The sequence below is a fragment of the Streptomyces sp. NPDC005566 genome (assembly GCF_040605575.1).
Lineage (GTDB): Bacteria > Actinomycetota > Actinomycetes > Streptomycetales > Streptomycetaceae > Streptomyces.
Window position 1 is genome coordinate 325,517 of the sequence record NZ_JBEXDB010000003.1, and the last position, 25,548, is coordinate 351,064.

Genomic DNA, 25,548 nt, shown 5'->3' on the forward strand with positions numbered 1-25,548 from the left:
AGCCGGTCGCCGAGGCCGTCGAGGCCGAGGTCGCCCCTGAATCGATCGTCAAGATCGTCGAGGTCGAAGCATCCCCCGAGCCGGAGCCGGTCGCCGAGGCCGCTGAAGCCGAGGCCGCCCACGAGACCCCGGTCGTCGAGTCGGCCATCGTGCCCGAGCCGGTCGCCGAGGTCGTAGAGGCCGAGCCGGTCACCGAGGTCGCCGCAGCAGCCACGGCCCCCGCTGCCGGCGGTAAGCCCGCCGTCACCCTCGCCCGGGTCAAGGCCGCCGCGCCCGAGCTCGTCACCCCGTACAAGGCGGCGCAGGCCGGGCTCAAGGCGCACGGGCTCACCGCCCTCCGGGCGAACGTCTACCTGGTGCTCGACCGGTCCGGGTCGATGCGGTCGTTCTACAAGGACGGCAGCGCGCAGCACCTGGGCGACCGCACCCTGGCACTCGCCGCGCACCTGGACGAGAACGCCACCGTGCCCGTCGTCTTCTTCTCGACCGACATCGACGGCACCGGCGCGATCGACCTCACCGCCCACGAGGGCCGGATCGACGAGCTGCACGCGGGTCTCGGGCGCCTGGGACGTACCAATTACCACCGGGCCGTCGAGGAGATCGTCACGCACTACGAGAAGTCCGAGGCCACCGGCCCCGCTCTGGTGATCTTCCAGACGGACGGCGCTCCGGACGCCAAGCAGGCCGCGAAGCAGGCGCTGGCGGACGCGGCACGGCTGCCGCTGTTCTTCCAGTTCGTCGCGTTCGGTGACGAGGACGCGAAGGGCTTCGACTTCCTGCGCAGGCTGGACGTCGAGAACGCCGGGTTCTTCCACGCCGGTCCGGCCCCGCGCGAGGTGCCCGACGCGACGTTCTACCGCGAGGTGCTCGCCGGGCTCCCCGCCTGGGCCGCCGCCCGCGGAATCGTCGCCGGGGACTGATCCACCGGCGGCCGTACGGTCACGGCGAGCCCGCCCCCGGGCCGGGCAGCGCCGTGACCGTACCGCCGTGGCCACAGCAGAGGGCCGTCGACCGGGCCCAGGAGGGCAAGCGCCGCGCCCCCGCCGTACACGGTGGGATGTTCCGCAGAGCCCTCCGAGTGCCGGGCCGCCTTTATCGATGTGATCGGAACCCCCGAGGGCCGTTAGGATTTCGACCATGGCGGCCACTGGATCCGAGAAGCAAGGGGGCGACGGCGTGAAGAGTTTCTACGTATCGACCCCCATTTACTACGTCAACGACGCTCCTCACCTGGGGCACGCCTACACGACCGTCGCAGGCGACGTGCTCACCCGCTGGCACCGCCAGCGCGGCGAGAAGGTGTGGTACCTCACCGGCACGGACGAGCACGGTCAGAAGATCATGCGCACGGCCGAGGCGAACGACGTCACACCCCAGGCCTGGTGCGACAAGCTCGTCGAGGAGGCCTGGAAGCCCCTCTGGGAGCACCTCAACATCGCGAACGACGACTTCATCCGTACGACGGAGAAGCGGCACACCGACCGTGTGCAGGAGTTCGTGCAGGACCTGTACGACAAGGACCAGATCTACAAGGGCGGGTACGAAGGCCCGTACTGCGTGGGCTGCGAGGAGTACAAGCTCCCCGGCGACCTGATCGAGTCCGAGGACGGCACGAAGCTGTGCCCGATCCACAAGAAGCCGGTGGAGCTCCTCAAGGAGGAGAACTACTTCTTCAAGCTGAGCGAGTACGGCCCGAAGCTCATGGAGTTCTACGCGGCCAACCCGGGCTTCATCCAGCCCGAGTCCGCGCGCAACGAGATCGTGAACTTCGTCAAGCAGGGTCTGCAGGACCTGTCGATCTCGCGCTCCACGTTCGACTGGGGCGTCCCGGTGCCGTGGGACCCGAAGCACGTCATCTACGTGTGGATCGACGCGCTTCTCAACTACGCGACGGCGGTCGGCTACGGCGCCAACCAGGAGAAGTTCGACGGCACGTTCCCCGCGAACGTGCACCTGATCGGCAAGGACATCCTGCGCTTCCACTCGGTCATCTGGCCGGCGATGCTGATGGCGCAGGGCCTGCCGCTTCCCGGCAAGGTCGTCGCGAACGGCTGGCTGATGGTCGGCGGCGAGAAGATGTCCAAGTCGAACCTGACGGGCATCAAGCCGCAGGACCTGACCTCGCACTTCGGCGTGGACGCGTACCGCTGGTACTTCCTGCGGGCCATCGCGTACGGCAGCGACGGCTCGTTCTCCTGGGAGGACTTCAGCGCCCGCTACACCTCGGAGCTCGCCAATGACTACGGCAACCTCGCTTCGCGGGTCGCGGCCATGGTCGGCAAGTACTTCGGCGGCGCGCTCCCGGAGGCCACGGCCGCCGGTGACGCCGAGAGGGCGGTCCAGGAGGGCCTCGCGCAGGCCGTCGCCACGGCGGACCTGAAGATCGGCGAGGAGCTGGACTTCCAGGGCGGCATCCTGGCGATCTTCGACTTCGTGAAGCAGGTCAACGGCTACATCACGGAGCAGGAGCCGTGGAAGGTCGCCAAGGACGAGTCGCCCGAGGGCCAGGCCCGGCTCGCGACCATCCTGTACACGGCGGCCGAGTCGCTGCGCGGTGTCGCGGTCCTGCTCAACGCCGTGATGCCGGACACCTCGCAGAAGCTGTGGGAGTCCCTGGGCGCCGAGGTGTCGCTGGGCGCCCTGAGCGAGCAGCGGGTGCAGGACGCGGGCCGCTGGGGACAGCTGGCCGTGGGGACGACGGTGACGAAGGGCGCGGTGCTGTTCCCGCGCCTGGAGGAGAAGCCCGCCTAGGAGTACGCGGCCTTCCGCAGGCAGCAGCGGAGCCCGGGACCGGCCATCGGTCCCGGGCTCTCGTGCGTACGGTGCTCACACCCCCAGCGCAGCGGCGTCCCCCATCACGATCACGGGGTACTTCACCGGGTCCAGGATGAGCAGGAGCTCCCTCATCCGTTCCTCGGGAAGCGAGACACAGCCCTGCGTCGGGCCGCCGTGGTCCACGTGGATCCAGATGCCGCCGCCCCTCTCCTCGCCGAGCGGCCGGGTGCGGTCCAGCGGGGTGGTGCCCGGGATCCGGTTGTAGTTGATGGCGATGACATAGTCGAAGGAGCCGTCCAGGGGCTCCCCGTAGAAGCCCTCGCCGCTCACCGCGAAGCGCGGCTGCTCGTCGTACGGAAGCAGCGCGCCGGGATCGGGGAGGCGGCCGCCCGCGTCGGTGAGGCTGTGGACGCCGATGGGCGATCTGAGGTCGTCCGCCATGTGGAAGTCCGTCCACCCCTCCATGCCGTTGTGAGCGGGCCAGGGGCCTGCCTCCGGTCTCCAGCCGAGAGCGGGGTCGTCGCGGGTGTAGAGGACGGCCGTGGAGCGGTTGGCGTCGGGGCCCTCACCGGTCACCACGACGGCCTGCCGGGCCGAGTCCGGGATTTGCGCCCGGGTGTTCGGGCCCAGCCCCGGAATCTCCCGGGGAGGGACGGGCTCGGGAGAGGGGGACGCCGCGGCCGAGGACTCGGGACCGGCGGCACCACGGGGCGCCGAGGTCTGCACCGCACCGGCGGAGCAGCCGATGACCAGCAGGAACAGAACGACGAGAAGGGCATACGGGCGGCGCAGGAGTGACACGGTGCGGAGCTCCTCAATGACGGGCGGTGGGTCTTCCTCGGTGCCAGTCATTGCCGGGCCCCGCGGCGTCGAATCGGAACCGGGGCCATCCGGCTGTACGGGTTCCATGCGCCCGGGGCCGGGGAAGTTCCGCACGGCCGTCCGTGCGCGGCGGGAAGGGCCCGGAACCGTGCGGTTCCGGACCCTTCTCCAGGTGACGGAGAGCCCTAGAGACCGGTGCCGTCGTTGGTCTCGTCCGGGTCGACGCCCATCGTGATCGAGCCGGTCACACCGCGCGCCATGCGGCCCTTGCCGTAGCTGAGCTCGAGCAGCCCGCCCGTGACACCGCTCCGGTCGTAGATGGTGTCCTCGGTCAGCGTCGTGCGGGTGGTGGTGCTGGTCGAGTACGGCTCGATCCTGGCCGAGTCGAGGACCGCCGACTCCGCGAAGAAGAACTGGCCGGTGTGGCAGGTGTGTCCGCCCTCGTACCCGGCGTCGGTCATCTTCCCGCCGACGTGCACCTTGGTGTGGACGTGCACGGCACGGCCCTGGTACCAGCCGGGGAAGACCGTCCTGAACTCCACGTACCCGTGCTTGTCCGTGAGCTGTGTGCCCCGCAGGTACCGCTCGTCGTCGGTGGGCTCGCTGTGCCCGCCGCCTCCGCCGCCGGGGCCGCCGGACGGGGGAGTACCGGTCGGAGTGCCCGTGGGCGCGTCGGTGGGTGCGCCGCTCGGCGGGGTCCCGCCACCGCCGGGGCCGCCCTGGCTCATGCTCTCGTAACCGGAGTAGATCCCCAGCGCGTCGCAGTGCCAGATGTCGACGGCGGCCCGCTTCAGCGGCTTGCAGGTGTCGGAGTCGATCACCTTGAGCCGGAGGGTCAGCGGAATGCCCTCCTTGTCCTCCGTGATGTCCTTCCGGATCTTGTCGGCGTCGATGTAGTACGGGCCCTCGGTCGTCTCCGAGGTCAGCCGGTAGCACGCCTCGCCCTGAGCGGTCTTCTTGGTGGTGCCGCTCTTCCCCTCGCCGGCCGAGGCGGTCGCGACGACCCCGGCACCGATGCCCGCGGCGGCCACGGCCGCACCACCTGCGAGGATCACGCGTCGGCGGGTCAGATCCTTTTTGTGTGCGGGTCCCTGATTCTCTGTCATGAGGGGTGAGGCTAGGCAGCCCAGCTGGCAGGGACGTGGGCGCAGGCTGTGCGTTGCTGTGCGTATCCCGTGCGCGCACGAAACAGTCCCCGGCCTGAGCGGCCGGGGACTGTTTCACGTGGAACCGAAGCGGAACCGCTTACTTCGCGCCGGTGTCCCTGGCCACCGAGTCCTTGGCTTCCGCCTTCTCCTTGGCCGACGCGACGGGCTTGCGGAGCTGGATGTTCAGCTCGCGCAGGCGGGTCTCGTCCAGCTCGCTCGGGGCGCCCATCATCAGGTCCTGGGCGTTGCCGTTGAGCGGGAAGGCGATCGTCTCCCGGATGTTGGGCTCGTCGGCCAGCAGCATCACGATGCGGTCGACGCCCGGGGCGATGCCACCGTGCGGCGGGGCGCCGAGGCGGAACGCGCGCAGCATGCCCGCGAACTCCCTCTCGACGGTCTCCGCCTCGTAACCGGCGATCGCGAAGGCCTTCAGCATGACCTCGGGCTCGTGGTTACGGATGGCGCCGGAGGACAGCTCGATGCCGTTGCAGACGATGTCGTACTGCCACGCCAGGATGTCGAGCGGGTCCTTCTCCTCCAGGTCCTTCATGCCGCCCTGGGGCATGGAGAACGGGTTGTGCGAGAAGTCGATCTTTCCGGTGTCCTCGTCCTTCTCGTACATCGGGAAGTCGACGATCCAGCAGAAGCGGAAGACGCCCTCCTCGAAGTGGCCGGCGCGCTTGGCGGCCTCGACGCGGACGACGGACATGATCTTGGAAACCTCGTCGAACTCGCCCGCGCCGAAGAAGACGGCGTGGCCGGGGACGAGGGACAGACGCTCGGTGAGGGTCTTGACGTCGGTCTCGGTGAGGAACTTGGCGATCGGTCCCGCCAGCGTGCCGTCCTCACCGACGCGGACCCAGGCGAGGCCCTTGGCGCCGTGCTCGACCGCGTACGCACCGAGGCCGTCGAAGAACTTGCGGGACTGGCCCGCGGTGTCCGGCACCGGAAGGGCGCGGACGTGCTTGCCGGCGAAGGCCTTGAACTCCGAGTCCGCGAAGATGTCGGAGATGTCGACGAGTTCCAGCTGGGCACGCAGGTCCGGCTTGTCGTTGCCGTACTTCAGCATCGACTCGCGGAACGGGATGCGCGGGAACGGCGAGGTCACGGGGCGGCCGTTGCCGTACTCCTCGAAGAGCTCCGTCATGAGCTTCTCGATCGGCTGGAAGACGTCCTCCTGCTCGACGAACGACATCTCGACGTCGAGCTGGTAGAACTCGCCGGGCGAGCGGTCGGCGCGGGCGTCCTCGTCGCGGAAGCACGGCGCGATCTGGAAGTAGCGGTCGAAGCCGGAGATCATCAGGAGCTGCTTGAACTGCTGCGGCGCCTGCGGCAGGGCGTAGAACTTGCCCGGGTTCAGACGGGACGGGACCACGAAGTCGCGGGCGCCCTCGGGGGACGTCGCGGCGAGGATCGGGGTCGCCATCTCGTTGAAGCCGAGGGCCACCATCTTGGAGCGGATGGAGGCGATCACGGACGAGCGCAGCATGATGTTGCGGTGCATGCGCTCGCGGCGCAGGTCGAGGAAGCGGTACTCCAGGCGCCGCTCCTCGTTGACCCCGTCCTCGGTGTTGATCGTGAAGGGCAGCGGGGCGGCCTCGCCCAGCACCTCGACCTCGGTGACCTCGATCTCGATCTCGCCGGTCGGGAGCTCCGGGTTGACGTTGTCGGCGCCGCGTGCGGAGACCTTGCCGTCGATCCGGACGACGGTCTCCTTGGTCAGCTTCGACAGGGCGTCGTTGCCGGGAGTGCCGGGGCGGGCGACGAGCTGCACCAGACCGTAGTGGTCGCGCAGATCGATGAAGAGGATGCCACCCAGGTCTCGGCGATTGTGCAGCCAGCCGCTCAGCCGGACGTCGGTGCCGACGTCAGAGGCGCGGAGCTCGCCGCAGGTGTGGGACCTGTACCGATGCATCGTCGTTCATCCAGTCTTCGCGGTCGGGGTGGATTGACACCCCAGGCTACCGCCCGTAGGCGCACCACTTCATTGACATTGACCCCGCACGGGCTCCCGGGCCGCACCGGACGCAGCCGGTGACCCTGCGCGGACGGCCGTCGGGCGGCCGTCCCTCGGTGGCGTCCGTGGAGAACATCTTCCTAAAGTGGGGCAATGCGCACCGAGGAGATCCTGGCTGCGATCGTGACCGGTCTGTGGAGCTGGGACAGCTCAGCCGGCACCGTCACGCTCGACGCGGAGGCGGCCCGGCTGCTCGGTCTGCCTGCCGAGGCCTCGGTCTACCCGTCGGAGGAGGTACGCCCCCGCTTCCATCCGGCCGACTGGAACGAGATCGACGGGGTCGTGAACTTCGCGATCGCCGAGGACACCGTGGCCGAGGCCAGACTGCGGATCGTGGACGAGCAGGGCACCGTGCTCCGTACCGTGCGCAGCCGCTCGAAGCCCGTCCCCGTCAAGAGTCCGGGCCGCTTCGAGTACGTGCTGATGGGCATCCTCCAGGAGGTCGCCGAACCGTCGGCGGGAGTACCGGCAGCGCTCACCCCGATCACCGGGGACTGGCGCCGCTCGCGCGAGGCCTTCCTGCTGGACGCGGGGCGCGCGCTGGCCGAGGCCGGGTCCACCGAGGAGGTCCTGCGGGTCGCCGGGTCCCTGTCCATGCCCGGGTTCTCGCCGGACGGGCTGGCCGTCTTCGGCGTCTCGGGCGAGCGCCTGACGGTCGTCGGCCACCACGGGCACAACATGGGCGACGAGAAACCCTTCATCGACATGCCGCTGGAGACCGACTATCCGGCCGCCGAGGTGGTGCGGACGGGGCAGGCCATCTACCTCCCGTCGCCCGAGGCGTACCGGCAGCGCTTCCCGACCACGTGGCCGCTCGCCCGCGGCTTCGGACGCCGCTCCTGGGCCTTCGTGCCGCTGATCGTGTCGGGGCACACCATGGGCGCCTGGATGGCCGCGTTCCGGCACGCCGTGGCCTTCTCGCCGGACGAGCGGGCCGTGCTGACGACCGTGGCCAAGATGCTGGCACAGGCGCTGGCCCGCGCCGGGGCGGCCGAGACGGAGCGCGAGCTGTCGCTGGGGCTGCAGAAGGCGATGATGCCGTCCCTCGGCCCGGGTGTCCCCGGCCTGACGGTGGCCGCCCGCTACATCCCGACCGGCGGCGGGCTGCAGGTCGGCGGCGACTGGTACGACATGATTCCGCTCCCCAACGGCCGTATCGCCCTCGTCATCGGTGACGTCCAGGGCCACGACGTGCGGGCCGCGGGACTGATGGGCCAGCTGCGGATCGCCCTGCGGGCCTACGCCTCCGAGGGGCACCGCCCCGACGCCGTGCTCTCCCGGGCCTCGCGCTTCCTGTCCGGGCTCACCGAGGCGTACGACGTCGCGGAGGACGAGGACGAGCCCGCCGCGGCACGCTTCGCCACCTGTCTGTACGCGGAGGCCGACCCGGACACCGGCACCCTCGACATCGCCCGGGCCGGCCACCCCGACCCGGTGGTGATCAGCGTCGACGGCACCGCGGTGATCCGCCAGACCGCCGGAGGGCTGCCGCTCGGCATCGAGAAGGACGCGGACTATCCGACGACCCGCGTCGTCCTGGAACCGGGCGAGACGATCATGTTGTGCACGGACGGGCTCATCGAGACCGGCGGGCACGACATGGCCACCGGCTGGACCAGGCTCAGACCGATCCTCGAGGAACCCACCGAGGATCTGGAGAAGCTCGCCGACGCCCTGGTCCAGGCGGTGCACGGGCCGGGCTCGCACTACACGACCGGGCCCCTGGTGGACCGCCGCGAGGACGACATCGCGGTGCTCGTGCTGCGCCGGGAGGGCGCGACGACCCGCACGGCACCGGGGCGCCGCTCGGCGATGACCATCGCCCAGGCCGAGCCCGAGCGCATCGCCGCCGCCCGGCAGCAGCTGCGTGAGCTGCTGCACGACTGGTCCGACGGGGAGCAGATCGACGCGGCGGAGCTGCTGGTCTCGGAGATGTCGACGAACGTCCTGGTCCACACGGACGGGGACGCCCTGCTGGTCGCCGAGGTGAGCGGGGAGCGGGGCGAACGGCTGCTGCGCGTCGAGGTGGCCGACGCCAGCGACGAGCTCCCGCACAAGCGTCGTCCCGGCGAGATGGCGTCCAGCGGGCGGGGACTGGTCCTGATGGAGATGCTCGCCGACACGTGGGGGGTGGATCCGCGGGGGGAGGGGAAGTCGATCTGGTTCGAGCTGTGCGAGTCGACGGAACCACCGGAGTCCTGAGGCGTGCGGCCGTCGCCGGCCGGGCGGTCATGAGGGTTCAGCGGCCTCGTAGCCCTTGCGCAGCTCACCGATCACGCCGAACACCGCCGCGCAGAGCGGCACCGCGAGCAGCATGCCCAGCAGGCCCGCGACGCTCGCGCCCGCCGTCAGAGCGATCATGATCATGGCGGGGTGCATCTGGACCGTGCGGCTCTGGATGGCCGGCTGCAGGACATGGCCCTCCAGCACCTGGACCGCGAGCACCACCCCGAGCGCCCAGAGCGCGATCACGAACCCCCGGTCGGCGAGCGCGACCAGTACCGCGACCGCGCCGGAGAGGAAGGCCCCCAGATAGGGGATGTAGGCGCCCACGAAGACCAGCGCCCCCAGCCCCACCGCGCCGGGCACCCGCAGGATCAGCAGGCCCACCGTGATGCACAGGGCGTCGATGAGGGCGATGAACGTGGTACCGCGCATGAAACCCTCGACGGCCTCGAAGGCCCTGCGCCCCATGGCCTCCACGAGGGCGCCGGTACCGCGCGGGGCGATGCTGTGGGCGAGGCCCGCGGCCCGGTCGGAGTCACGCAGGAAGAAGAAGGTCAGCAGCAGCGCCAGCACACCGGTGGTGATGAGCGAGCCGATCAGGCTGATCCCACTGAGGAGTCCGCCCGCGGCACTCGCACCGAACTTCTCGACGAGGTTCTTGGCGTTGTCGACGAGGTCGTCCACGTCGGCGACCCCGGCGATGTCGAAGTGGTCGACGACCCACTGCGCGGTGTCCTTCAGCGAGTCGACGATCTGGGCACCCGTGTCGACGAGCGCCGTGACGACGATGTACCCGGCGCCGCCGACCACCCCGACGAGTGCCACGCAGGTGAGCCCGGCGGCCAGCGACCTGTTCACCCTGTGGGCGGTCAGCCAGCGGTGGACCGGCCCCAGCAGTGCCGTGCCGAGCAGGGCGAGCAGGACCGGGGTGACCGCCGTCTTGAGCACGACGACCAGCCAGATCGCCACTGCCGCGACACCGGCGGCCAGGAGCAGCACGCCGCACCAGGCGGCCGTCCGCCGCGCGATGTCGGGCAGGAGGGGCTTCCGGGTAGGCACCCTTCCACCCGATCACGGGGCCGACGCGGTGTCCCGCCCGCACGGGCGTACGGGTGACGGTCCGTCACCCGTACCCCCCGCGGTGCGGTCACATGCCGTGGACGGCGGGCACCGTGCCGAGGCGGCCCGCCTGGAAGTCCTCGAAGGCCTGCTTGAGCTCGTCCTGGGTGTTCATCACGAACGGCCCGTAGTGCGCCATCGGCTCACGGATGGGACGGCCGCCGAGCAGCACGACCTCCAGGTCCGGGGTGTTGCCGTCCTGCGCCTCGTCGGCACGGACGGTCAGCGAGGACCCCGTACCGAACACGGCGGTCTGCCCCATGCGGACCGGGCGGCGCTCCTGGCCGACGCTCCCGCGTCCTGCCAGGACGTACGCGAGGCCGTTGAAGTCCTCGCGCCACGGCAGGGTCACCTCGGCGCCCGGCCGGACCGTCGCGTGGACCATGGTGATCGGGGTGTGCGTGATCCCCGGGCCCTCGTGGCCGTCCAGGTCACCGGCGATCACGCGCAGGAGCGCGCCGCCGTCCGGGGAGGCGAGGAGCTGGACCTGGCCACCTCGGATGTCCTGGTAGCGCGGGGCCATCATCTTGTCGGCCTTGGGCAGGTTCACCCAGAGCTGGAGGCCGTGGAAGAGGCCGCCGGACATGACGAGGGACTCCGGCGGGGCCTCGATGTGGAGGAGGCCGGAGCCTGCCGTCATCCACTGGGTGTCGCCGTTCTCGATGGTGCCGCCGCCACCGTTGCTGTCCTGGTGGATGAAGGATCCGTCGATGAGGTAGGTGACGGTCTCGAAGCCGCGGTGCGGGTGCCAGGGGGTGCCCTTGGGCTCTCCGGCGGCGTACTCCACCTCACCCATCTGGTCCATCATGATGAACGGGTCGAGGTGCCGGTAGTTGATCCCGGCGAAGGCGCGCCGCACCGGGAAGCCCTCACCCTCGAATCCGCTCGGCGCGGTCGTGACGGTCAGCACGGGACGGGCCACGGCATCGGCCGGGGCGGCGACCTTGGGCAGGGTCAGCGGGTTTTCAACGGTCACTGCGGGCATGGGAGCCACCTCCGGAGGTCTTCTGCATTCAATTTAGTTGAATGGTGAACATCTAGCAAGGCGACATTCATTCCCGCCCGGCCCCGGACCGCACGAAGGGGCCCGTACCCAGTCGGTACGGGCCCCTCCCCGGGTCCCGCGATCAGCCGCGGCGACGTACGCCTCGAGCCTGCGCCACCCTCAGCCGTACATGCGGCGCATGGCGAAGTCGACCATCTGCTCCACGGCCTTGGCGTCGAAGACCATGCGGTGATCGCCCTCCATGTCCAGGACGAAGCCGTAGCCGGTCGGCAGCAGGTCGATCACCTCGGCCCCGGTGATCACGAAGTACTTGGACTCCTTGCCCGCATAACGCCGCAGCTCCTTGAGCGTGGTGAACATGGGGATCACCGGCTGCTGGGTGTTGTGCAGAGCCAGGAATCCGGGGTTGTCACCGCGTGGGCAGTAGACCTTCGACGTCGCGAAGATCTGCTGGAAGTCCTCCGCCGACAGGGACCCGGTCGTGAAGGCCCGTACCGCGTCGGCCAGGGAGGGCGGCGAGGGTTCGGGATACAGCGGCTGCTCGCCGTAGCCGCCACCCATCTGCTGCTGTGCACCCGGGTTCTGGTCGTAGCCATACATGCCGCAAAGAGTAATCGGACACATCGAGCCTTGAGGGGTTGCGTCTTATTACTGACGGGTAGCATCATCGTAGGGGTCAGCTGATATACCCACGTCCGCCCGTCGCCCGATCCTCACTCCTCCACGGGGCGCTGCGCGCCACTGCTATTGATTACGGAGCCTTCCCATGGGGCACTACAAGTCGAATCTCCGCGACATCGAGTTCAACCTCTTCGAGGTCCTCGGGCGCGACAAGCTGTACGGCACCGGCCCGTTCGCGGAGATGGACGTCGACACGGCGAAGACCATCCTCGACGAGATCAACCGGCTCGCGGAGAACGAGCTCGCCGACTCCTACGCCGACGCCGACCGCAACCCGCCGGTCTTCGACCCGGAGACCAACACCGCGCCGGTCCCCGACACCTTCAAGAAGTCGTACCAGGCCTTCATGGACTCCGAGTACTGGCGCCTGGGCCTTCCCGAGGAGATCGGCGGCACCACCTCCCCCCGCTCCCTGATCTGGGGTTACGCGGAGCTGCTGCTCGGTTCCAACCCGGCCGTCTGGATGTACTCGTCCGGCCCGGCGTTCGCCGGCATCCTCTTCGACGAGGGCAACGAGGCGCAGAAGAAGGTCGCGGAGATCGCCGTCGAGAAGCAGTGGGGCTCGACGATGGTGCTGACCGAGCCGGACGCCGGTTCGGACGTGGGCGCCGGCCGCACCAAGGCCGTCGAGCAGGAGGACGGCTCCTGGCACATCGAGGGTGTGAAGCGCTTCATCACCTCGGGCGAGCACGACATGTCCGAGAACATCCTCCACTACGTGCTGGCACGCCCCGAGGGCGCGGGCCCGGGCACCAAGGGGCTCTCCCTCTTCCTGGTCCCCAAGTTCGAGTTCGACTGGACCACCGGTGAGCTCGGTGCGCGCAACGGCGTCTACGCGACGAACGTCGAGCACAAGATGGGCCTCAAGGCGTCCAACACCTGCGAGATGACCTTCGGCGACCAGCACCCCGCGAAGGGCTGGCTCATCGGTGACAAGCACGAGGGCATCCGCCAGATGTTCCGCATCATCGAGTTCGCCCGCATGATGGTCGGCACGAAGGCCATCGCCGCCCTGTCGACCGGCTACCTCAACGCGCTGGAGTACGCCAAGGAGCGCGTCCAGGGCACCGACCTTTCGCAGTTCATGGACAAGACGGCCCCCAAGGTCACCATCACGCACCACCCCGACGTGCGCCGCTCCCTCATGACGCAGAAGGCGTACGCGGAGGGCATGCGCTCCCTCGTGCTGTACACCGCCTCCGTCCAGGACGCGATCCAGGTGCAGGAGGCCGCGGGTGAGGACGCCAAGGCGCTGAACGGCCTCAACGACCTGCTGCTCCCGATCGTGAAGGGCTACGGCTCCGAGAAGTCCTACGAGCAGCTCGCGCAGTCGCTCCAGACCTTCGGCGGCTCCGGCTACCTCCAGGAGTACCCGGTCGAGCAGTACATCCGTGACGCCAAGATCGACACCCTGTACGAGGGCACGACGGCGATCCAGGGCCAGGACTTCTTCTTCCGGAAGATCGTCCGCGACCAGGGCGCCTCGCTGAACACCCTCTCCGAGGAGATGAAGAAGTTCCTCGCGGGTGCTCAGGGCAACGAGGAGCTGTCCGGCGCGCTGGACAGCCTCGCCAAGGCCGTCGTGGACCTCGAGGCGATCGTCGGCACGATGATCACCGACCTCACCGCGACCGGCGAGGACGTCAAGAACATCTACAAGGTCGGCCTCAACACCACCCGCCTGCTCATGGCCTCCGGCGACGTCGTCGTCGGTTACCTGCTGCTGAAGGGTGCGGCCGTGGCAGCCGAGAAGCTGCCGAGCGCCTCCGCGAAGGACGTCGCCTTCTACCAGGGCAAGATCGCCGCCGCGAAGTTCTTCGCCGCGAACGTCCTGCCGGGTGTCTCGGCCGAGCGCGCGCTCGCCGAGGCCGTGGACAACTCGCTGATGGAGCTGGACGAGGCCGCGTTCTAAGGTCTCCCGTTCGGCCTTCGGCAGAGACGGCCCGCCCCGGGTACCCGGGGCGGGCCGTCTCCATGACCGGCGCACGGGCGGCGGCCTTTTCCGGACGATGGGCCGCGGCCCTCGTCCGACGCGGCGAATGATCCCGTTCAGCCGTCGTTAAAGTGAAGAGCATGAGTTCTCCCCTCCGCTTCGACCGCGGTCACACCGACGACCTGATGGCCTTCCTGATGGCCGGCCCCTCCCCGTACCACGCCGTGGCCGCCGCCGCGGCCCGGCTGGAGAAGGCAGGTTTCCGGCAGGTGGAGGAGACCGCGGAATGGGACGCCACCACGGGCGGGAAGTACGTCCTGCGCGGCGGGGCGATCGTGGCCTGGTACGTGCCGGAGGGGGCCACGGCCCACACCCCGTTCCGGATCGCGGGTGCGCACACCGACTCCCCCAACCTGCGGGTCAAGCCGATGCCCGACACGGGGTCCTACGGCTGGCGGCAGATCGCCGTCGAGATCTACGGCGGAACGCTCCTCAACACCTGGCTCGACCGCGACCTCGGCCTCGCCGGCCGGATCTCGCTCCGGGACGGTACGCACCGGCTGGTGAACATCGACCGCCCGCTGCTGCGCGTGCCGCAGCTGGCCGTGCACCTGGACCGGTCGGCCAACACCGAAGGGCTCAAGCTCGACCGTCAGAAGCACATGCAGCCGATCTGGGGGCTCGGTGAGGTCGAGGAGGGCGACCTCATCCGCTTCGTCGCCGAGGAGGCCGGCGTCGACGCCGACGACGTCACCGGATGGGACCTGATGCCGCACGCCGTCGAGGCGCCCGCCTACCTGGGCCGCGACCGCGAGCTGGTGGCCGGACCCCGCATGGACAACCTGCTCTCCGTACACGCCGCGACGGCCGCGCTGGCCGCCGTGGCCGGGCTGAACGACGACGAGATCCCGTACATCCCCGTGCTGGCCGCCTTCGACCACGAGGAGAACGGCTCCCAGTCCGACACCGGCGCGGACGGCCCGCTGCTCGGCGCGGTCCTGGAGCGCTCCGTGTTCGCCCGTGGCGGCAGCTACGAGGACCGTGCCAGGGCGTTCGCCGGAACCATCTGCCTCTCCTCCGACACCGGTCACGCCATCCACCCCAACTACGGCGAGCGCCACGACCCGACGCACCACCCGGTGGTCAACGGCGGTCCGATCCTCAAGGTCAACGTCAACATGCGGTACGCGACGGACGGCAGCGGCCGGGCCGTGTTCGCGGCGGCGTGCGAGAAGGCGGGCGTGCAGTGGCAGACGTTCGTCTCCAACAACGCGATGCCCTGCGGCACGACGATCGGCCCGATCACCGCCGCCCGGCACGGCATCCAGACCGTCGACGTCGGCGTCGCGATCCTGTCGATGCACAGCGCCCGCGAACTGTGCGGCGCCGACGACCCCTACCTGCTGGCGAACGCCCTGGCGGCGTTCCTCGCCGGCTGACCCTCCGCCGCCTCAACGGGGCACCGGGACATGGTTGTTGCCGGGCCGGGTACGCGACCGGTACACCGGCCCGGATTCACCGGGTCGTCGAGGAGGCGGAAATCATGGGGCTCGGAGGATGCATTCTCCTGATCGGTGCCGGGGCGATTCTCGCTTTCGCCACCGACTGGAAGCTGGACACGGTCAACGTCGACATGGTCGGCTGGATCATGATGCTGGTCGGCCTCGTCGGGGTCTTCGTCTACATGAGCATCGCGCGCCGTCGCCGCATGGTCGTGCCGCCCACCACCACGGTCGTGTCGGACAACGAGCGCCCCTACCAGTGACCCGAGTACGCGGACGCGGCGTCGTACGGGGTGGAGCCGGCCCCCGGGGCGACGCGTTCCCGGGACCCTGTTCGACTCACGGCGGTTCGGGGAACGGCTGATGCGGCGCCGTTGCGCAGCCCGACGCCACGGGCTGCGCAACGGCGCCGACGGCTTCCGCGTCCTCAGCCCCGGTCGTCCATGCCTGCCAGCACCAGCGGGAGCCTGGACACCCCGTCGGCGGTGACGCGGACGGGCACCCCCCAGTCCTGCTGGTGCACATGGCAGGCCGGGTACTCGTTCTCCGGGTCGTCGTCGCAGGACGCCGCCATCGCGGAGACGTGCAGGACGCCCTCGGTGACACCGTCCGCCAGGACCAGGTCGCGCCCCAGGTCCGTACCCGGCCCCGAACCCTCCGCCAGCATCTCCGGCGGGGTCGAGGAGACCAGCAGCCGGGTCGAGGGACCGTACCGGGTGTCCAGCTTCTGGCCCGCGGGTGCCTGGAAGACCACGTCCAGCCGCAGCGTTCCGTCGGCGATCTCGGTGGCGGCGCGCTTGGTGCGGTGCGCCTGGTCGGCAACACGTACCGCCTCTTCGGGCAGCCGCAGCCTGGTCAGCCGGTGCCGGGCCGACTCGACGACGACCAGATCGCCGTCGACGAGCACGGCGTCACTCGGCTCACGCAGATCCGTGGCGAGCGTGGTGACCTCACCGCTCCCGGGGTCGTAACGCCTCAGGGCGTGGTTGTACGTGTCGCTGACGGCGACGGAGCCGTCGGGCAGGGCCGTGACACCCAGCGGGTGCTGGAACAGGGCCTGGCCGGCCGGGCCGTCGCGGTGGCCGAAGTCGAAGAGTCCGGTACCGACCGCGGTGTGTACGGCGCCCTCCCGGTCGACGTAGCGCAGCGAGGACGTCTCCGAGTCGGCGACCCAGAGCCGGTCCTCGGCCGCGGCGAGACCGGACGGCTGCGCGAACCACGCCTCGGCGCCGGGTCCGTCCACCAGCCCCTCGTTGGTCGTCCCCGCGGCGACCCGCACCGTGTCCCCGGCCGGGTCGTACGTCCACAGCTGGTGCACCCCGGCCATGGCGATCCACAGCCGGTCACCGAACCAGGCGATGTCCCACGGCGAGGAGAGGTCCACGTCCCGGGCCGGACCGCTGGTCGCGGAGCCCTGCCACCACTGACGGCCGGTTCCGGCGAGTGTCGTCGTGAGTCCGGTCGTGAGGTCGAGCGCACGGATCGCGTGGTTCACCGTGTCCGCGACCGCGATCCTGCCGTCGGGCAGGACCGCGAGCCCTTGCGGCTCGCTGAACCGGACCTCGTCCGGACCGCCGTCCACGAGCCCGCGCTCACCGGCACCGAAGTGCCTGCGGACCGTCTCACCGTCCGCGTCGAGCTCGACCAGACGGTGCCGGGTGGTGTCGGAGACGAGGAAGCCACCGTCGGACAGCAGCAGCGCCTTGCCGGGGAAGCGCAGATGCGTGGCGACGGGCTCGGGCGCCACGTACGGGCCGTCGCCGCGGCGCAGCGTGCCCTTCTCCGCGTGCTCGGCCTCCAGCTCCTCGACGAGCTTCTCGATGGCGTGCGCGTGCCCCTCACCCGCGTGCTGGGCGACGATGTAGCCCTCGGGGTCGACGACGACGAGCGTCGGCCAGGCCCGCACGGCGTACTGCTTCCAGGTGGCGAGCTCGGGGTCGTCGAGTACGGGGTGGTGCACCTCGTAGCGCTCGACCGCGTCGACGACTGCCTGGTGCTCCGCTTCGTGGACGAACTTCGGCGAGTGGACGCCGATGATCACCACGGTGTCGCGGTGCTTCTCCTCCAGCTCGCGCAGCTCGTCCAGGACGTGCAGACAGTTCACACAGCAGAAGGTCCAAAAATCCAGGATCACAACGCGTCCTCGCAGATCAGCGAGGGTGTACTGCTGGTCGCCTGTATTGAGCCAGCCGCCCTTGCCGATCAGTTCGGGGGCGCGAACGCGTGCACGTGCAGTCATGACAACAGTCAACATCACCTCTGCCTGCGCGCATTCCGGTGGGGTGTCGTGGAACCTGTGATCCATGAGACTTCTCGTACGTGAGCGTCTGTTCGCCGTCGGTGACGACTACTGGATCGAGGACACGGACGGGCGCAAGCTCTTCCTCGTCGACGGCAAAGCCATGCGGGTCCGCGACACCTTCGAGCTCAAGGACGCGGACGGCCTGGTCCTGGTGGAGATCCGCCAGAAGCTGCTCAGCCTGCGCGACACCATGATCATCCAACGGAACGGGGAGGATCTCGCCAAGATCCGGCGGAAGACGCTCTCCCTGCTCCGCAACCACTACAGGGTCACCCTGGTGGACGGCACCGAACTCGACGTCAGCGGCAAGATCCTGGACCGCGAGTTCGCCGTGGACTACGACGGCGAACTGCTCGCGCAGATCTCCCGGCGTTGGCTCACCGTCCGGGACACGTACGGCATCGACATCGTGCGCGAGGACGCCGACGCATCTCTGCTCATCGCGGTGGCGGTGTGCGTGATCGTCCTCGCGGACAAGGAGCACGACAAGGAGGCCGACGAGGGCTGACAGCCGGACCAGGGCTGTTTCACGTGAAACAGCCCGCCCGTACCTACGTGAGCGACGGAGGGGCGAGACCCAGGCGCCGGTCCTTGAGTGCCGGGAACTGCTCCCGCGTGGTGGCCGTTCTCGCCGGGTCGAATTCCACGGTGAGCACCTCCTCCGCGGCCCCCGCCTCGGCGAGCACCTCGCCCCACGGGTCGACGACGATGCTGTGCCCCGCCTGCTCGACCCCGCCGTGGGTACCGGAGGAGCCGACAGCCAGGACGTACGCCTGGTTCTCGACGGCCCGGGCCTGCGCCAGCAGCGTCCAGTGCGAGCGGCGGCGCTCCGGCCAGCCTGCCGCGACGACCAGCGTGTCGGCGCCCGCGTCGACCAGCCCCCGGAACATCTCCGGAAAGCGCAGGTCGTAGCAGGTGGCAAGACCGAGAGTGGTCTGCGGCAGGGCGACCGTGACGAGCTCCTCGCCGGCACCCATCATCACCGCCTCGCCCTTGTCGAAGCCGAAGCGGTGGATCTTGCGGTAGGCGGCGGCCCGCTCACCCTGGGGCGAGAAGACCAGCGAGGTGTTGTAGAGGGTCCCGTCATCGGCCCGCTCGACGAAGGAACCCGCGTGAAGCCAGACCCCGGCCTCGGCCGCGGCCTTCGCCATCACGTCATGGGTGGGCCCCTGGAGCGGTTCGGCCTCGTCGGCGAAGGCGGTGTACGCGAAGGCGCCGACCGGCCAGAGCTCGGGCAGGACCACCAGATCCGCATCCCCCTGGGCCACGACCAGCGAAGCCGCTCGTTCCCTACGGGAATTGACTGATTCGTCCGGGTCTACTGCGATCTGGATGAGGGAGGCGCGCACACTACCACCGTCCTGGCATTCGAGCCGTCAACACGGGCCTACGATCGTCACACGAAAGCACTGCCGGGGTGCCTGCTCGCAGCGTAACTTAGCGAGCGAACCTCCCACGCAGCCCGCAGACAGCGCCGTCAGTGCCGGCCAGCCGCCAGCACTCCCTGCACTCCAGCCCATGCACCGCAGAACCGCCCGAGGGGTCCCGTGACCGTCCATCCCAGCCTCCAGACCTACGCCGATGCCTGGACCCAGTCCGTCGAGTCGATAGCCGAGCTGGTGAAGCCGCTCGCCGAGGGGGAGTGGAACCGCCGCACACCCTGCCCGGGCTGGTCGGTGCGCGACATCGTCTCGCACGTCATCGGCATGGAGTGCGAGCAGCTCGGCGATCCGCGCCCGATCCACACACTGCCGCGCGACCTCTACCACGTGCAGAACGACCACCAGCGGTACATGGAGATGCAGGTCGACGTACGGCGCCACCACACGGCGCCGGAGATGACCTCCGAGCTGGAGTACACGCTCATCCGCCGGATGCGCCAGCTGCGCAACGAGGCGCGGGCGCCCGAGACGATGGTGCGGGCGCCGCTGGGCGCCGAGCAGACGCTGGAACTGGCCCTGCACATGCGGGCCTTCGACGTCTGGGTCCACGAGCAGGATCTGCGTGCGACGCTGGGCCGGCCGGGGAACATGGACTCCCCCGGCGCCCTGATCGCGCGGGACACCCTCCTGGCCGCGCTGCCCGATGTGGTCGCCAAGGACGCGGGCGCGCCGCCCAATTCGGCGGTGGTGTTCGATGTGCACGGTCCCGTGGAGTTCCTGCGCACGGTCCGCGTCGACGGGGACGGACGCGGTTCGGTCGACGGCGCGCCGTCCCTGGGCCCCGCGGCGACCCTGGGGATGGACTGGGAGACGTACTACCGCCTGGCCTGCGGCAGGGTGCGCCCGCATGCGGTCGAGGACCGGATCAAGGTCGACGGCGACCAGGACCTGGCGGCCGGTATCCTGCGGAACTTCGTCGTGACGTCGTAGTGCCGTCGAGGCACTGACGGGGCTTGCGTACCGGAGTGACGTGACCGGCGGCGCCCGTCCGTCGAAGGACTGGGACGGGCGCGCCGCCGGGGCGCGGTCACGCGGGTACGTGCACGGCTTCCACCCGGCTGACCACGTGGTGGTCGCGTTCCCGGTGCGTGGCACTCGCGTGCAGCCGCAGGATCTGCAGCACCCCGAGCGCCTCCAGGACGAACACCGAGGCGAACGCGATGCGGTAGTTGTCACCGGTCGCGTCCAGCAGCACGCCGACCGCGAACAGCGTGGTCATCGAGGCGACGAATCCGCCCATGTTGACGATGCCCGACGCGGTGCCCTGACGCTCCGGCGGATTGGCGGGCCGGGCGAAGTCGAAGCCGATCATCGACGCGGGTCCGCAGGAACCGAGCACCACGCACAGGGTGACCAGCAGCCACATCGGAACGTGGTCCGCGGGGTGGAGGATCGTCGCCGCCCAGAGCAGCGCGGTCACCGCGACGGTACCGAGGGCCAGTGGGGTGCGCGCCGCATGGTGCCGGGCGATGATCTGCCCGTAGACGAGGCCCACCACCATGTTGGAGAGCACCACCAGGGTGAGCAGTTCACCGGCGGTGCCCCTGCTCAGCCCCTGCGCCTCCACCAGGAACGGCATGCCCCACAGCAGCAGGAAGACCATCGCGGGGAACTGGGTGGTGAAGTGCACCCACATGCCGAGCCGGGTGCCCGGTTCCCGCCAGGCGGCGGCGATCTGCCGGCGCACGTAGGCGGCACCCGCGTGTTCGGCGGGCGGCGGTTCGTGGCCCTCGGGGTGGTCCTTCAGGAAGAGCATCAGCACGACCAGCACCACCACGCCGGCGAGCGAACTGCCCACGAAGGTCGCGGTCCAGCCGAACCCGTGCAGCGCGCGGGCGATGAAGAGGGTCGAGACGAGGTTGCCCGCCATGCCGAACAGCGCGGCGACCTGGCCGATCAGCGGGCCGCGCCGGGCGGGGAACCAGCGGGCACCTAGGCGCAGCACGCTGATGAACGTCATCGCGTCGCCGCAGCCGAGCAGAGCGCGGGAGGCGAGCGCCAGGCCGTACGAGGGGGAGAGCGCGAAGCCGAGCTGTCCCAGGGTGAAGAGCACCGCCCCGATGGTGAGGACCTTCTTGGTGCCGAGCCGGTCGACCATCAGGCCGACCGGTATCTGCATGCCCGCGTAGACGAGCAGCTGGAGGATGGAGAACGTCGACAGCGCCGAGGCGTTGACGTCGAACCGGTCGGCGGCGTCGAGCCCCGCGACGCCCAGGCTCGTACGGAAGATGATGGCCACGAAGTAGACGGCCACCCCGATGCCCCAGATCCGGGCGGCACGCCGGCCGCCGGGCGGATCGCCCGGCAGGGAGAGGGTGGGGGCGCCGGATGTCACCGGTCATCACCCCTGACCAGCACCCTGACCCGGCTGACGTGGCGGCGCACGACCTGCGCGGCGCCTTCCGCGTCACCGGCCCTGATGGCGTCCAGCAGCTCGCCGTGCTCGGTGATGTTGGCGGCGACCCTGCCGGGGTGCGCCTCCATCACGGCGACGCCCATCCGCAGTTGCCGGTCGCGCAGCTGGTCGTAGAGGCGCGAGAGGATCTCGTTGCCCGCGTTCCGCACGATCTCTGCGTGGAAACAGCGGTCCTTCACCGATACGGCGGACAGATCCCCCTCCTCGGCCAGCTGCCGTTGTTCCGCCAGCAGCTGTTCGAGCCGGGCGATCAGCCGTGCCGGAGCGGGAACGGCCTTGCGGGCGGCGAACTCCTCGACGAGCAGCCGGGTCTCCACGACGTCCGCGATCTCCTGCGCGGACACGGCGAGCACCAGGGCGCCCTTCTTCGGGTAGAGCTTGATCAGCCCTTCGACCTCGAGGCGCAGCAGTGCCTCCCGCACAGGGGTACGGGACACTCCCACGGCCTCTGCCAGGTCGCCCTCCGTGAGGAGGGTGCCGCCCTCGTAACGACGGTCCAGGACCGCCTTCTTGATGTGCGTGTACACACGCTCGGCGGCGGGGGGCTGCTTGACGGGGGCAGGGGGTGCGGCGGGCATGCACACAGCATAGATACAACATGTACCCATGACAGGAGCCGTCCACGATGCGGGACCCGACCCGGAGCCGCACTGCCCGTCGGCCGGGCGGCCGAAATCACCCGCTCGGGGATACATCCATTCGCGGCTTTCAGGAGTCTCACCTTCGAGCGGCACCCTCATGTAGCCGCATTTCGGCGGTATTTGGAGCGTTTGACTTGAAAATCGGTCTTAAGGGCATAAATCGCGCAACCGTTGCCGCCACCGTGGTCTTCACCGCGGGCGCTGTCCTCACGGGCAGCGCGTTCGCCTCCACGGCACAGGCAGCGACTCCGCCCACGCCCACGATCGCCGCCAAGGGCGGCTTCGTGATGGACAACGGCACCGCGAGGGCGCTCTACAGCAAGAGCGCGGACATCCGCCGCTCCACCGGCTCCACCACGAAGATAATGACCGCCAAGGTGGTGCTGGGCCAGAAGAACCTCAACCTGGACACCAAGGTCACGATCCAGAAGGCCTACAGCGACTACATCGTCTCCAAGACCGCCTCGTCGGCCCGGCTGATCGTCGGCGACAAGGTGACGGTCCGCCAGCTCCTCTACGGGCTGATGCTGCCGTCCGGCTGCGACGCGGCGTACGCCCTGGCCGACAAGTTCGGCACCGGCACCACCCGCGCGGCGAGGGTCAAGTCCTTCATCGGCAAGATGAACGCCGATGCCAAGGCCCTCGGCCTGAAGAACACGCACTTCGACTCGTTCGACGGCATCAGCAGCGGATCGAACTACTCGACGCCCCGCGATCTGACGACGATCGCCAGTGGCGCGATGAAGAACTCCACGTTCCGCGCCATCGTGAAGACGAAGTCGACGAAGCAGAAGGTCACGACGAAGACCGGCGGCTACCGCTACATGTCGTGGTCCAACACCAACACCCTGCTCGGCAGCTACACCGGCGCCATCGGTGTGAAGACCGGCTCGGGCCCGACGGCCAAGTACTGCCTGGTCTTCGCCGCGACCCGTAACGGCAGGACCGTCATCGGCACCGTGCTCACGTCGACGTCCTCGACCACCCGGACCGCGGACGCGACGAAGCTCATGGACTACGGCTTCAAGAAGTAGCTCCAAACACGTCATACGGAGAGAGGGGCCTCCCGCATCGCGCGGGAGGCCCCTCTCTCCGTATGTGGAACAGGCTCACTAGGCCCAGGTGATCAGTCGCTTCGGCTGTTCCAGGATCGCCGCGACGTCCGCGAGCACCTTCGAGCCGAGCTCGCCGTCGACCAGCCGGTGGTCGAACGACAGTGCCAGCGTGGTCACCTGGCGGGGCTTCACCTTGCCCTTGTGGACCCACGGCTGCGGCTTGATCGAGCCGACCGCGAGGATCGCGGACTCGCCCGGGTTGAGGATCGGCGTACCCGTGTCGACGCCGAAGACGCCGACGTTCGTGATGGTCACCGTGCCGCCCGCCATGGCCGCCGGGGACGTCCTGCCCTCGCGCGCCGTGGAGACCAGCTCGCCCAGTGCCGCGGCCAGCTGGGGAAGGGTCTTGTCGTGCGCGTCCTTGATGTTCGGCACGATCAGTCCGCGCGGGGTGGCCGCGGCGATACCCAGGTTGACGTAGTGCTTCCGCACGATCTCCTGGTTGGCCTCGTCCCAGGCCGCGTTGACGTCCGGGTTGCGCTTGATCGCGACCAGGAGCGCCTTGGCGATGATCAGGAGCGGGTTGACCCGGACTCCGGCGAGGTCCTTGTCCTCCTTGAGCTCCGCCACCAGCTTCATCGTGCGGGTCACGTCGACCGTCACGAACTCGGTGACGTGCGGAGCCGTGAAGGCGCTGCCGACCATGGCCTGCGCGATGGCCTTCCGTACGCCCTTGACCGGGATACGGGTTTCCCGGGCGCCCGGTACGGCCTCCACCGCGGGAGCGGCGGGAGCAGCCGGAGCGACCACCGGCGCCGGTGCGGCGGGGACCTCGGCAGCCGCGGGCGCGACCGCGGCGTGGACGTCCTCGCGTGTGATGACGCCGCCCTCACCGGTCGGGGTGACCGTCGCGAGGTCGATGCCCAGGTCCTTGGCGAGCTTGCGCACCGGCGGCTTGGCGAGCGGCCTGGTCTCCGGGACCACGGCACCGTGGCCGTTGATCTCGGCCTGGATCGCGGCCGCTGCCGGACCCGGGACCTCGACGCCCTTGCGGGCACGGCGCTTGGTGGAGGCCTCGGCCACGCCGTAGCCGACGAGCACCGGCTGACGGCCCTTGGGTGCCTCCGGCTCCGCCTTCGCCACGGGCTCCTGTGCGACCGCCGAAGCGGCTTCCGGAACGGCGGGGGCGTCACCGCTGCCGGGCGCCACGTCCACCGAGATGATCACCTCGCCGACATCGACGGTCGTGCCCTCGGGGAAGCGCAACTCGTGCACCACCCCATCGAACGGAATCGGCAGCTCCACGGCGGCCTTCGCCGTCTCGACCTCGCACACCACCTGTCCGTCGGTGACGGTGTCGCCGGGCTGGACGAACCACTTGAGGATTTCCGCCTCGGTCAGTCCTTCGCCCACATCCGGCATCTTGAACTCGCGGAAACGAGCAGACGTTTCGGTCATCGTCGTCACGATCCCTCTCCTCAGTACGCCAGCGAGCGGTCGACGGCGTCGAGCACCCGGTCGAGACCCGGCAGGTACTCGTCCTCGAGCCGGGCCGGCGGGTAGGGGACGTGGTAGCCGCCGACCCTCAGTACCGGTGCTTCGAGGTGGTAGAAGCAGCGCTCGGTGATCCGGGCGGCGATCTCGGCACCGGAGCCGTAGAACACCGGCGCCTCGTGGACCACCACGAGCCGGCCGGTCTTCTCGACCGACGTCTGAACGGCGTCGAAGTCGATCGGGGACATCGACCGCAGGTCCAGGACCTCGAGCGACTTGCCCTCCTCCTGCGCGGCGGCGGCCGCTTCCAGGCAGACCTTCACCATCGGGCCGTACGCGGCGAGCGTGAGGTCGGAGCCCTCACGTGCCACGGCGGCCTTGTGCAGCGGGCCGGGGATGGACTCGGTGTCGAGCTCTCCCTTGTCCCAGTAACGCCGCTTCGGCTCGAAGAAAATGATCGGGTCGTCGCTCAGCACGGCCTGCTGCATCATCCAGTAGGCATCGCTCGCGTTGGACGGCGAGACGACCTTCAGGCCCGCGACGTGCGCGAACAGGGCCTCGGGCGACTCACTGTGGTGCTCGACGGCACCGATGCCGCCGCCGTACGGGATACGGACGACGACCGGCATCTTGATCTTGCCGAGCGCGCGGGCGTGCATCTTGGCGAGCTGCGTGACGATCTGGTCGTACGCGGGGAAGACGAAGCCGTCGAACTGGATCTCGACGACCGGGCGGTATCCGCGCAGGGCCAGGCCGATCGCCGTACCGACGATGCCGGACTCGGCGAGCGGGGTGTCGATGACACGGTCCTCGCCGAAGTCCTTCTGGAGCCCGTCAGTGATGCGGAAGACCCCGCCCAGCTTGCCGACGTCCTCACCCATGATGAGGACCTTGGGGTCGGTCTCCAGCGCCTTGCGCAGCGACTCGTTGAGCGCCTTCGCGATGGACATCTTCTCAACGGCCATG

General features: G+C 69.6%; 21 protein-coding genes. 9 read left to right on the plus strand and 12 right to left on the minus strand.

Features of this window, described 5'->3' with window-relative positions; all coding sequences use genetic code 11:
• Both ABZS61_RS06800 and metG read left to right on the plus strand, forming a co-directional pair.
• Positions 1 to 923, plus strand: a 923-nt coding sequence (locus tag ABZS61_RS06800; RefSeq protein ID WP_356417041.1) for a VWA domain-containing protein, incomplete at its 5' end; no start/stop codon positions are given.
• Positions 924 to 1,140: 217 nt separating this feature from the next.
• Positions 1,141 to 2,754, plus strand: a complete 1,614-nt coding sequence (gene metG, locus ABZS61_RS06805) for a methionine--tRNA ligase (RefSeq protein ID WP_356417043.1) — start codon at positions 1,141 to 1,143, stop codon at positions 2,752 to 2,754.
• Positions 2,755 to 2,829: 75 nt separating this feature from the next.
• Here the strand turns inward: metG and ABZS61_RS06810 are convergent, their stop codons facing one another.
• From ABZS61_RS06810 to aspS, 3 genes are all read right to left on the minus strand, one after another.
• Positions 2,830 to 3,579 carry a hypothetical protein gene (locus ABZS61_RS06810; protein WP_356417045.1) on the minus strand — a complete coding sequence of 250 codons (750 nt, stop codon included), beginning with the start codon at positions 3,577 to 3,579 and terminating at the stop codon, positions 2,830 to 2,832.
• 206 nt (positions 3,580 to 3,785) lie between these two features.
• A complete protein-coding gene (locus ABZS61_RS06815; protein WP_356417047.1) occupies positions 3,786 to 4,706 on the minus strand; it encodes an intradiol ring-cleavage dioxygenase in 921 nt (306 codons plus the stop codon).
• Between the two features lie 139 nt (positions 4,707 to 4,845).
• Complete coding sequence (gene aspS, locus ABZS61_RS06820; RefSeq protein WP_356417049.1) at positions 4,846 to 6,663, minus strand: aspartate--tRNA ligase; 1,818 nt, start codon at positions 6,661 to 6,663, stop codon at positions 4,846 to 4,848.
• Between the two features lie 195 nt (positions 6,664 to 6,858).
• Here aspS and ABZS61_RS06825 point away from each other — a divergent pair, with 195 nt between their 5' ends.
• The gene (locus ABZS61_RS06825) at positions 6,859 to 8,967 is read left to right on the plus strand and encodes a SpoIIE family protein phosphatase (protein WP_356417051.1); all 2,109 of its coding nucleotides are present in this window, start codon (positions 6,859 to 6,861) and stop codon (positions 8,965 to 8,967) included.
• Between the two features lie 27 nt (positions 8,968 to 8,994).
• On the opposite strand, the gene ABZS61_RS06830 is transcribed toward ABZS61_RS06825, so the two are convergent.
• The 3 genes from ABZS61_RS06830 to ABZS61_RS06840 all read right to left on the minus strand — a co-directional run bounded on the left by ABZS61_RS06830 (position 8,995) and on the right by ABZS61_RS06840 (position 11,716).
• On the minus strand, positions 8,995 to 10,050 hold the full coding sequence (locus ABZS61_RS06830; RefSeq protein WP_356417053.1) for an AI-2E family transporter: 1,056 nt from the start codon (positions 10,048 to 10,050) through the stop codon (positions 8,995 to 8,997).
• Positions 10,051 to 10,138: 88 nt separating this feature from the next.
• Complete coding sequence (locus tag ABZS61_RS06835) at positions 10,139 to 11,095, minus strand: pirin family protein (protein ID WP_356417055.1); 957 nt, start codon at positions 11,093 to 11,095, stop codon at positions 10,139 to 10,141.
• A 180-nt stretch (positions 11,096 to 11,275) separates the two neighbouring features.
• Positions 11,276 to 11,716, minus strand: coding sequence for an SseB family protein (locus tag ABZS61_RS06840; protein WP_307126116.1), 441 nt, complete (start codon positions 11,714 to 11,716; stop codon positions 11,276 to 11,278).
• A gap of 166 nt (positions 11,717 to 11,882) precedes the next feature.
• Here ABZS61_RS06840 and ABZS61_RS06845 point away from each other — a divergent pair, with 166 nt between their 5' ends.
• The 3 genes from ABZS61_RS06845 to ABZS61_RS06855 all read left to right on the plus strand — a co-directional run bounded on the left by ABZS61_RS06845 (position 11,883) and on the right by ABZS61_RS06855 (position 15,495).
• Positions 11,883 to 13,709, plus strand: a complete 1,827-nt coding sequence (locus ABZS61_RS06845) for an acyl-CoA dehydrogenase (RefSeq protein ID WP_356417058.1) — start codon at positions 11,883 to 11,885, stop codon at positions 13,707 to 13,709.
• A gap of 161 nt (positions 13,710 to 13,870) precedes the next feature.
• Positions 13,871 to 15,169: a M18 family aminopeptidase gene (locus ABZS61_RS06850; protein WP_356417060.1), complete on the plus strand. Its 1,299-nt coding sequence runs from the start codon at positions 13,871 to 13,873 to the stop codon at positions 15,167 to 15,169.
• Positions 15,170 to 15,273: 104 nt separating this feature from the next.
• Positions 15,274 to 15,495, plus strand: coding sequence for a DUF6458 family protein (locus tag ABZS61_RS06855; protein ID WP_356417062.1), 222 nt, complete (start codon positions 15,274 to 15,276; stop codon positions 15,493 to 15,495).
• A gap of 164 nt (positions 15,496 to 15,659) precedes the next feature.
• Here the strand turns inward: ABZS61_RS06855 and ABZS61_RS06860 are convergent, their stop codons facing one another.
• Positions 15,660 to 17,471 carry an NHL domain-containing thioredoxin family protein gene (locus tag ABZS61_RS06860; RefSeq protein ID WP_356417064.1) on the minus strand — a complete coding sequence of 604 codons (1,812 nt, stop codon included), beginning with the start codon at positions 17,469 to 17,471 and terminating at the stop codon, positions 15,660 to 15,662.
• Positions 17,472 to 17,535: 64 nt separating this feature from the next.
• Here ABZS61_RS06860 and ABZS61_RS06865 point away from each other — a divergent pair, with 64 nt between their 5' ends.
• A complete protein-coding gene (locus tag ABZS61_RS06865; RefSeq protein WP_356417066.1) occupies positions 17,536 to 18,042 on the plus strand; it encodes an LURP-one-related family protein in 507 nt (168 codons plus the stop codon).
• A gap of 43 nt (positions 18,043 to 18,085) precedes the next feature.
• Here the strand turns inward: ABZS61_RS06865 and ABZS61_RS06870 are convergent, their stop codons facing one another.
• Positions 18,086 to 18,883, minus strand: a complete 798-nt coding sequence (locus ABZS61_RS06870; protein ID WP_356417068.1) for a carbon-nitrogen family hydrolase — start codon at positions 18,881 to 18,883, stop codon at positions 18,086 to 18,088.
• Between the two features lie 198 nt (positions 18,884 to 19,081).
• Between ABZS61_RS06870 and ABZS61_RS06875 the strand changes: the two genes are divergently transcribed.
• Complete coding sequence (locus tag ABZS61_RS06875) at positions 19,082 to 19,906, plus strand: maleylpyruvate isomerase family mycothiol-dependent enzyme (protein WP_356417070.1); 825 nt, start codon at positions 19,082 to 19,084, stop codon at positions 19,904 to 19,906.
• A 97-nt stretch (positions 19,907 to 20,003) separates the two neighbouring features.
• Here ABZS61_RS06875 and ABZS61_RS06880 read toward each other — a convergent pair whose 3' ends face one another.
• Both ABZS61_RS06880 and ABZS61_RS06885 read right to left on the minus strand, forming a co-directional pair.
• Positions 20,004 to 21,311, minus strand: a complete 1,308-nt coding sequence (locus ABZS61_RS06880; protein WP_356417072.1) for an MFS transporter — start codon at positions 21,309 to 21,311, stop codon at positions 20,004 to 20,006.
• Complete coding sequence (locus ABZS61_RS06885; protein ID WP_356417074.1) at positions 21,308 to 21,970, minus strand: GntR family transcriptional regulator; 663 nt, start codon at positions 21,968 to 21,970, stop codon at positions 21,308 to 21,310. The genes ABZS61_RS06880 and ABZS61_RS06885 overlap by 4 nt, the downstream gene beginning before the upstream one ends.
• A gap of 197 nt (positions 21,971 to 22,167) precedes the next feature.
• Here ABZS61_RS06885 and ABZS61_RS06890 point away from each other — a divergent pair, with 197 nt between their 5' ends.
• The gene (locus ABZS61_RS06890; RefSeq protein WP_356417076.1) at positions 22,168 to 23,067 is read left to right on the plus strand and encodes a D-alanyl-D-alanine carboxypeptidase; all 900 of its coding nucleotides are present in this window, start codon (positions 22,168 to 22,170) and stop codon (positions 23,065 to 23,067) included.
• A 78-nt stretch (positions 23,068 to 23,145) separates the two neighbouring features.
• On the opposite strand, the gene ABZS61_RS06895 is transcribed toward ABZS61_RS06890, so the two are convergent.
• Together ABZS61_RS06895 and ABZS61_RS06900 are read right to left on the minus strand one after the other, a co-directional pair.
• Entirely contained in the window at positions 23,146 to 24,555 is a 1,410-nt protein-coding gene (locus tag ABZS61_RS06895) for a dihydrolipoamide acetyltransferase family protein (RefSeq protein ID WP_356417078.1), read from the minus strand.
• Between the two features lie 11 nt (positions 24,556 to 24,566).
• Positions 24,567 to 25,547 (minus strand): alpha-ketoacid dehydrogenase subunit beta, encoded by a 981-nt coding sequence (locus tag ABZS61_RS06900; protein ID WP_356417080.1) that lies wholly within the window; start codon positions 25,545 to 25,547, stop codon positions 24,567 to 24,569.
• Between the last annotated feature and the right edge of the window lies 1 nt (position 25,548).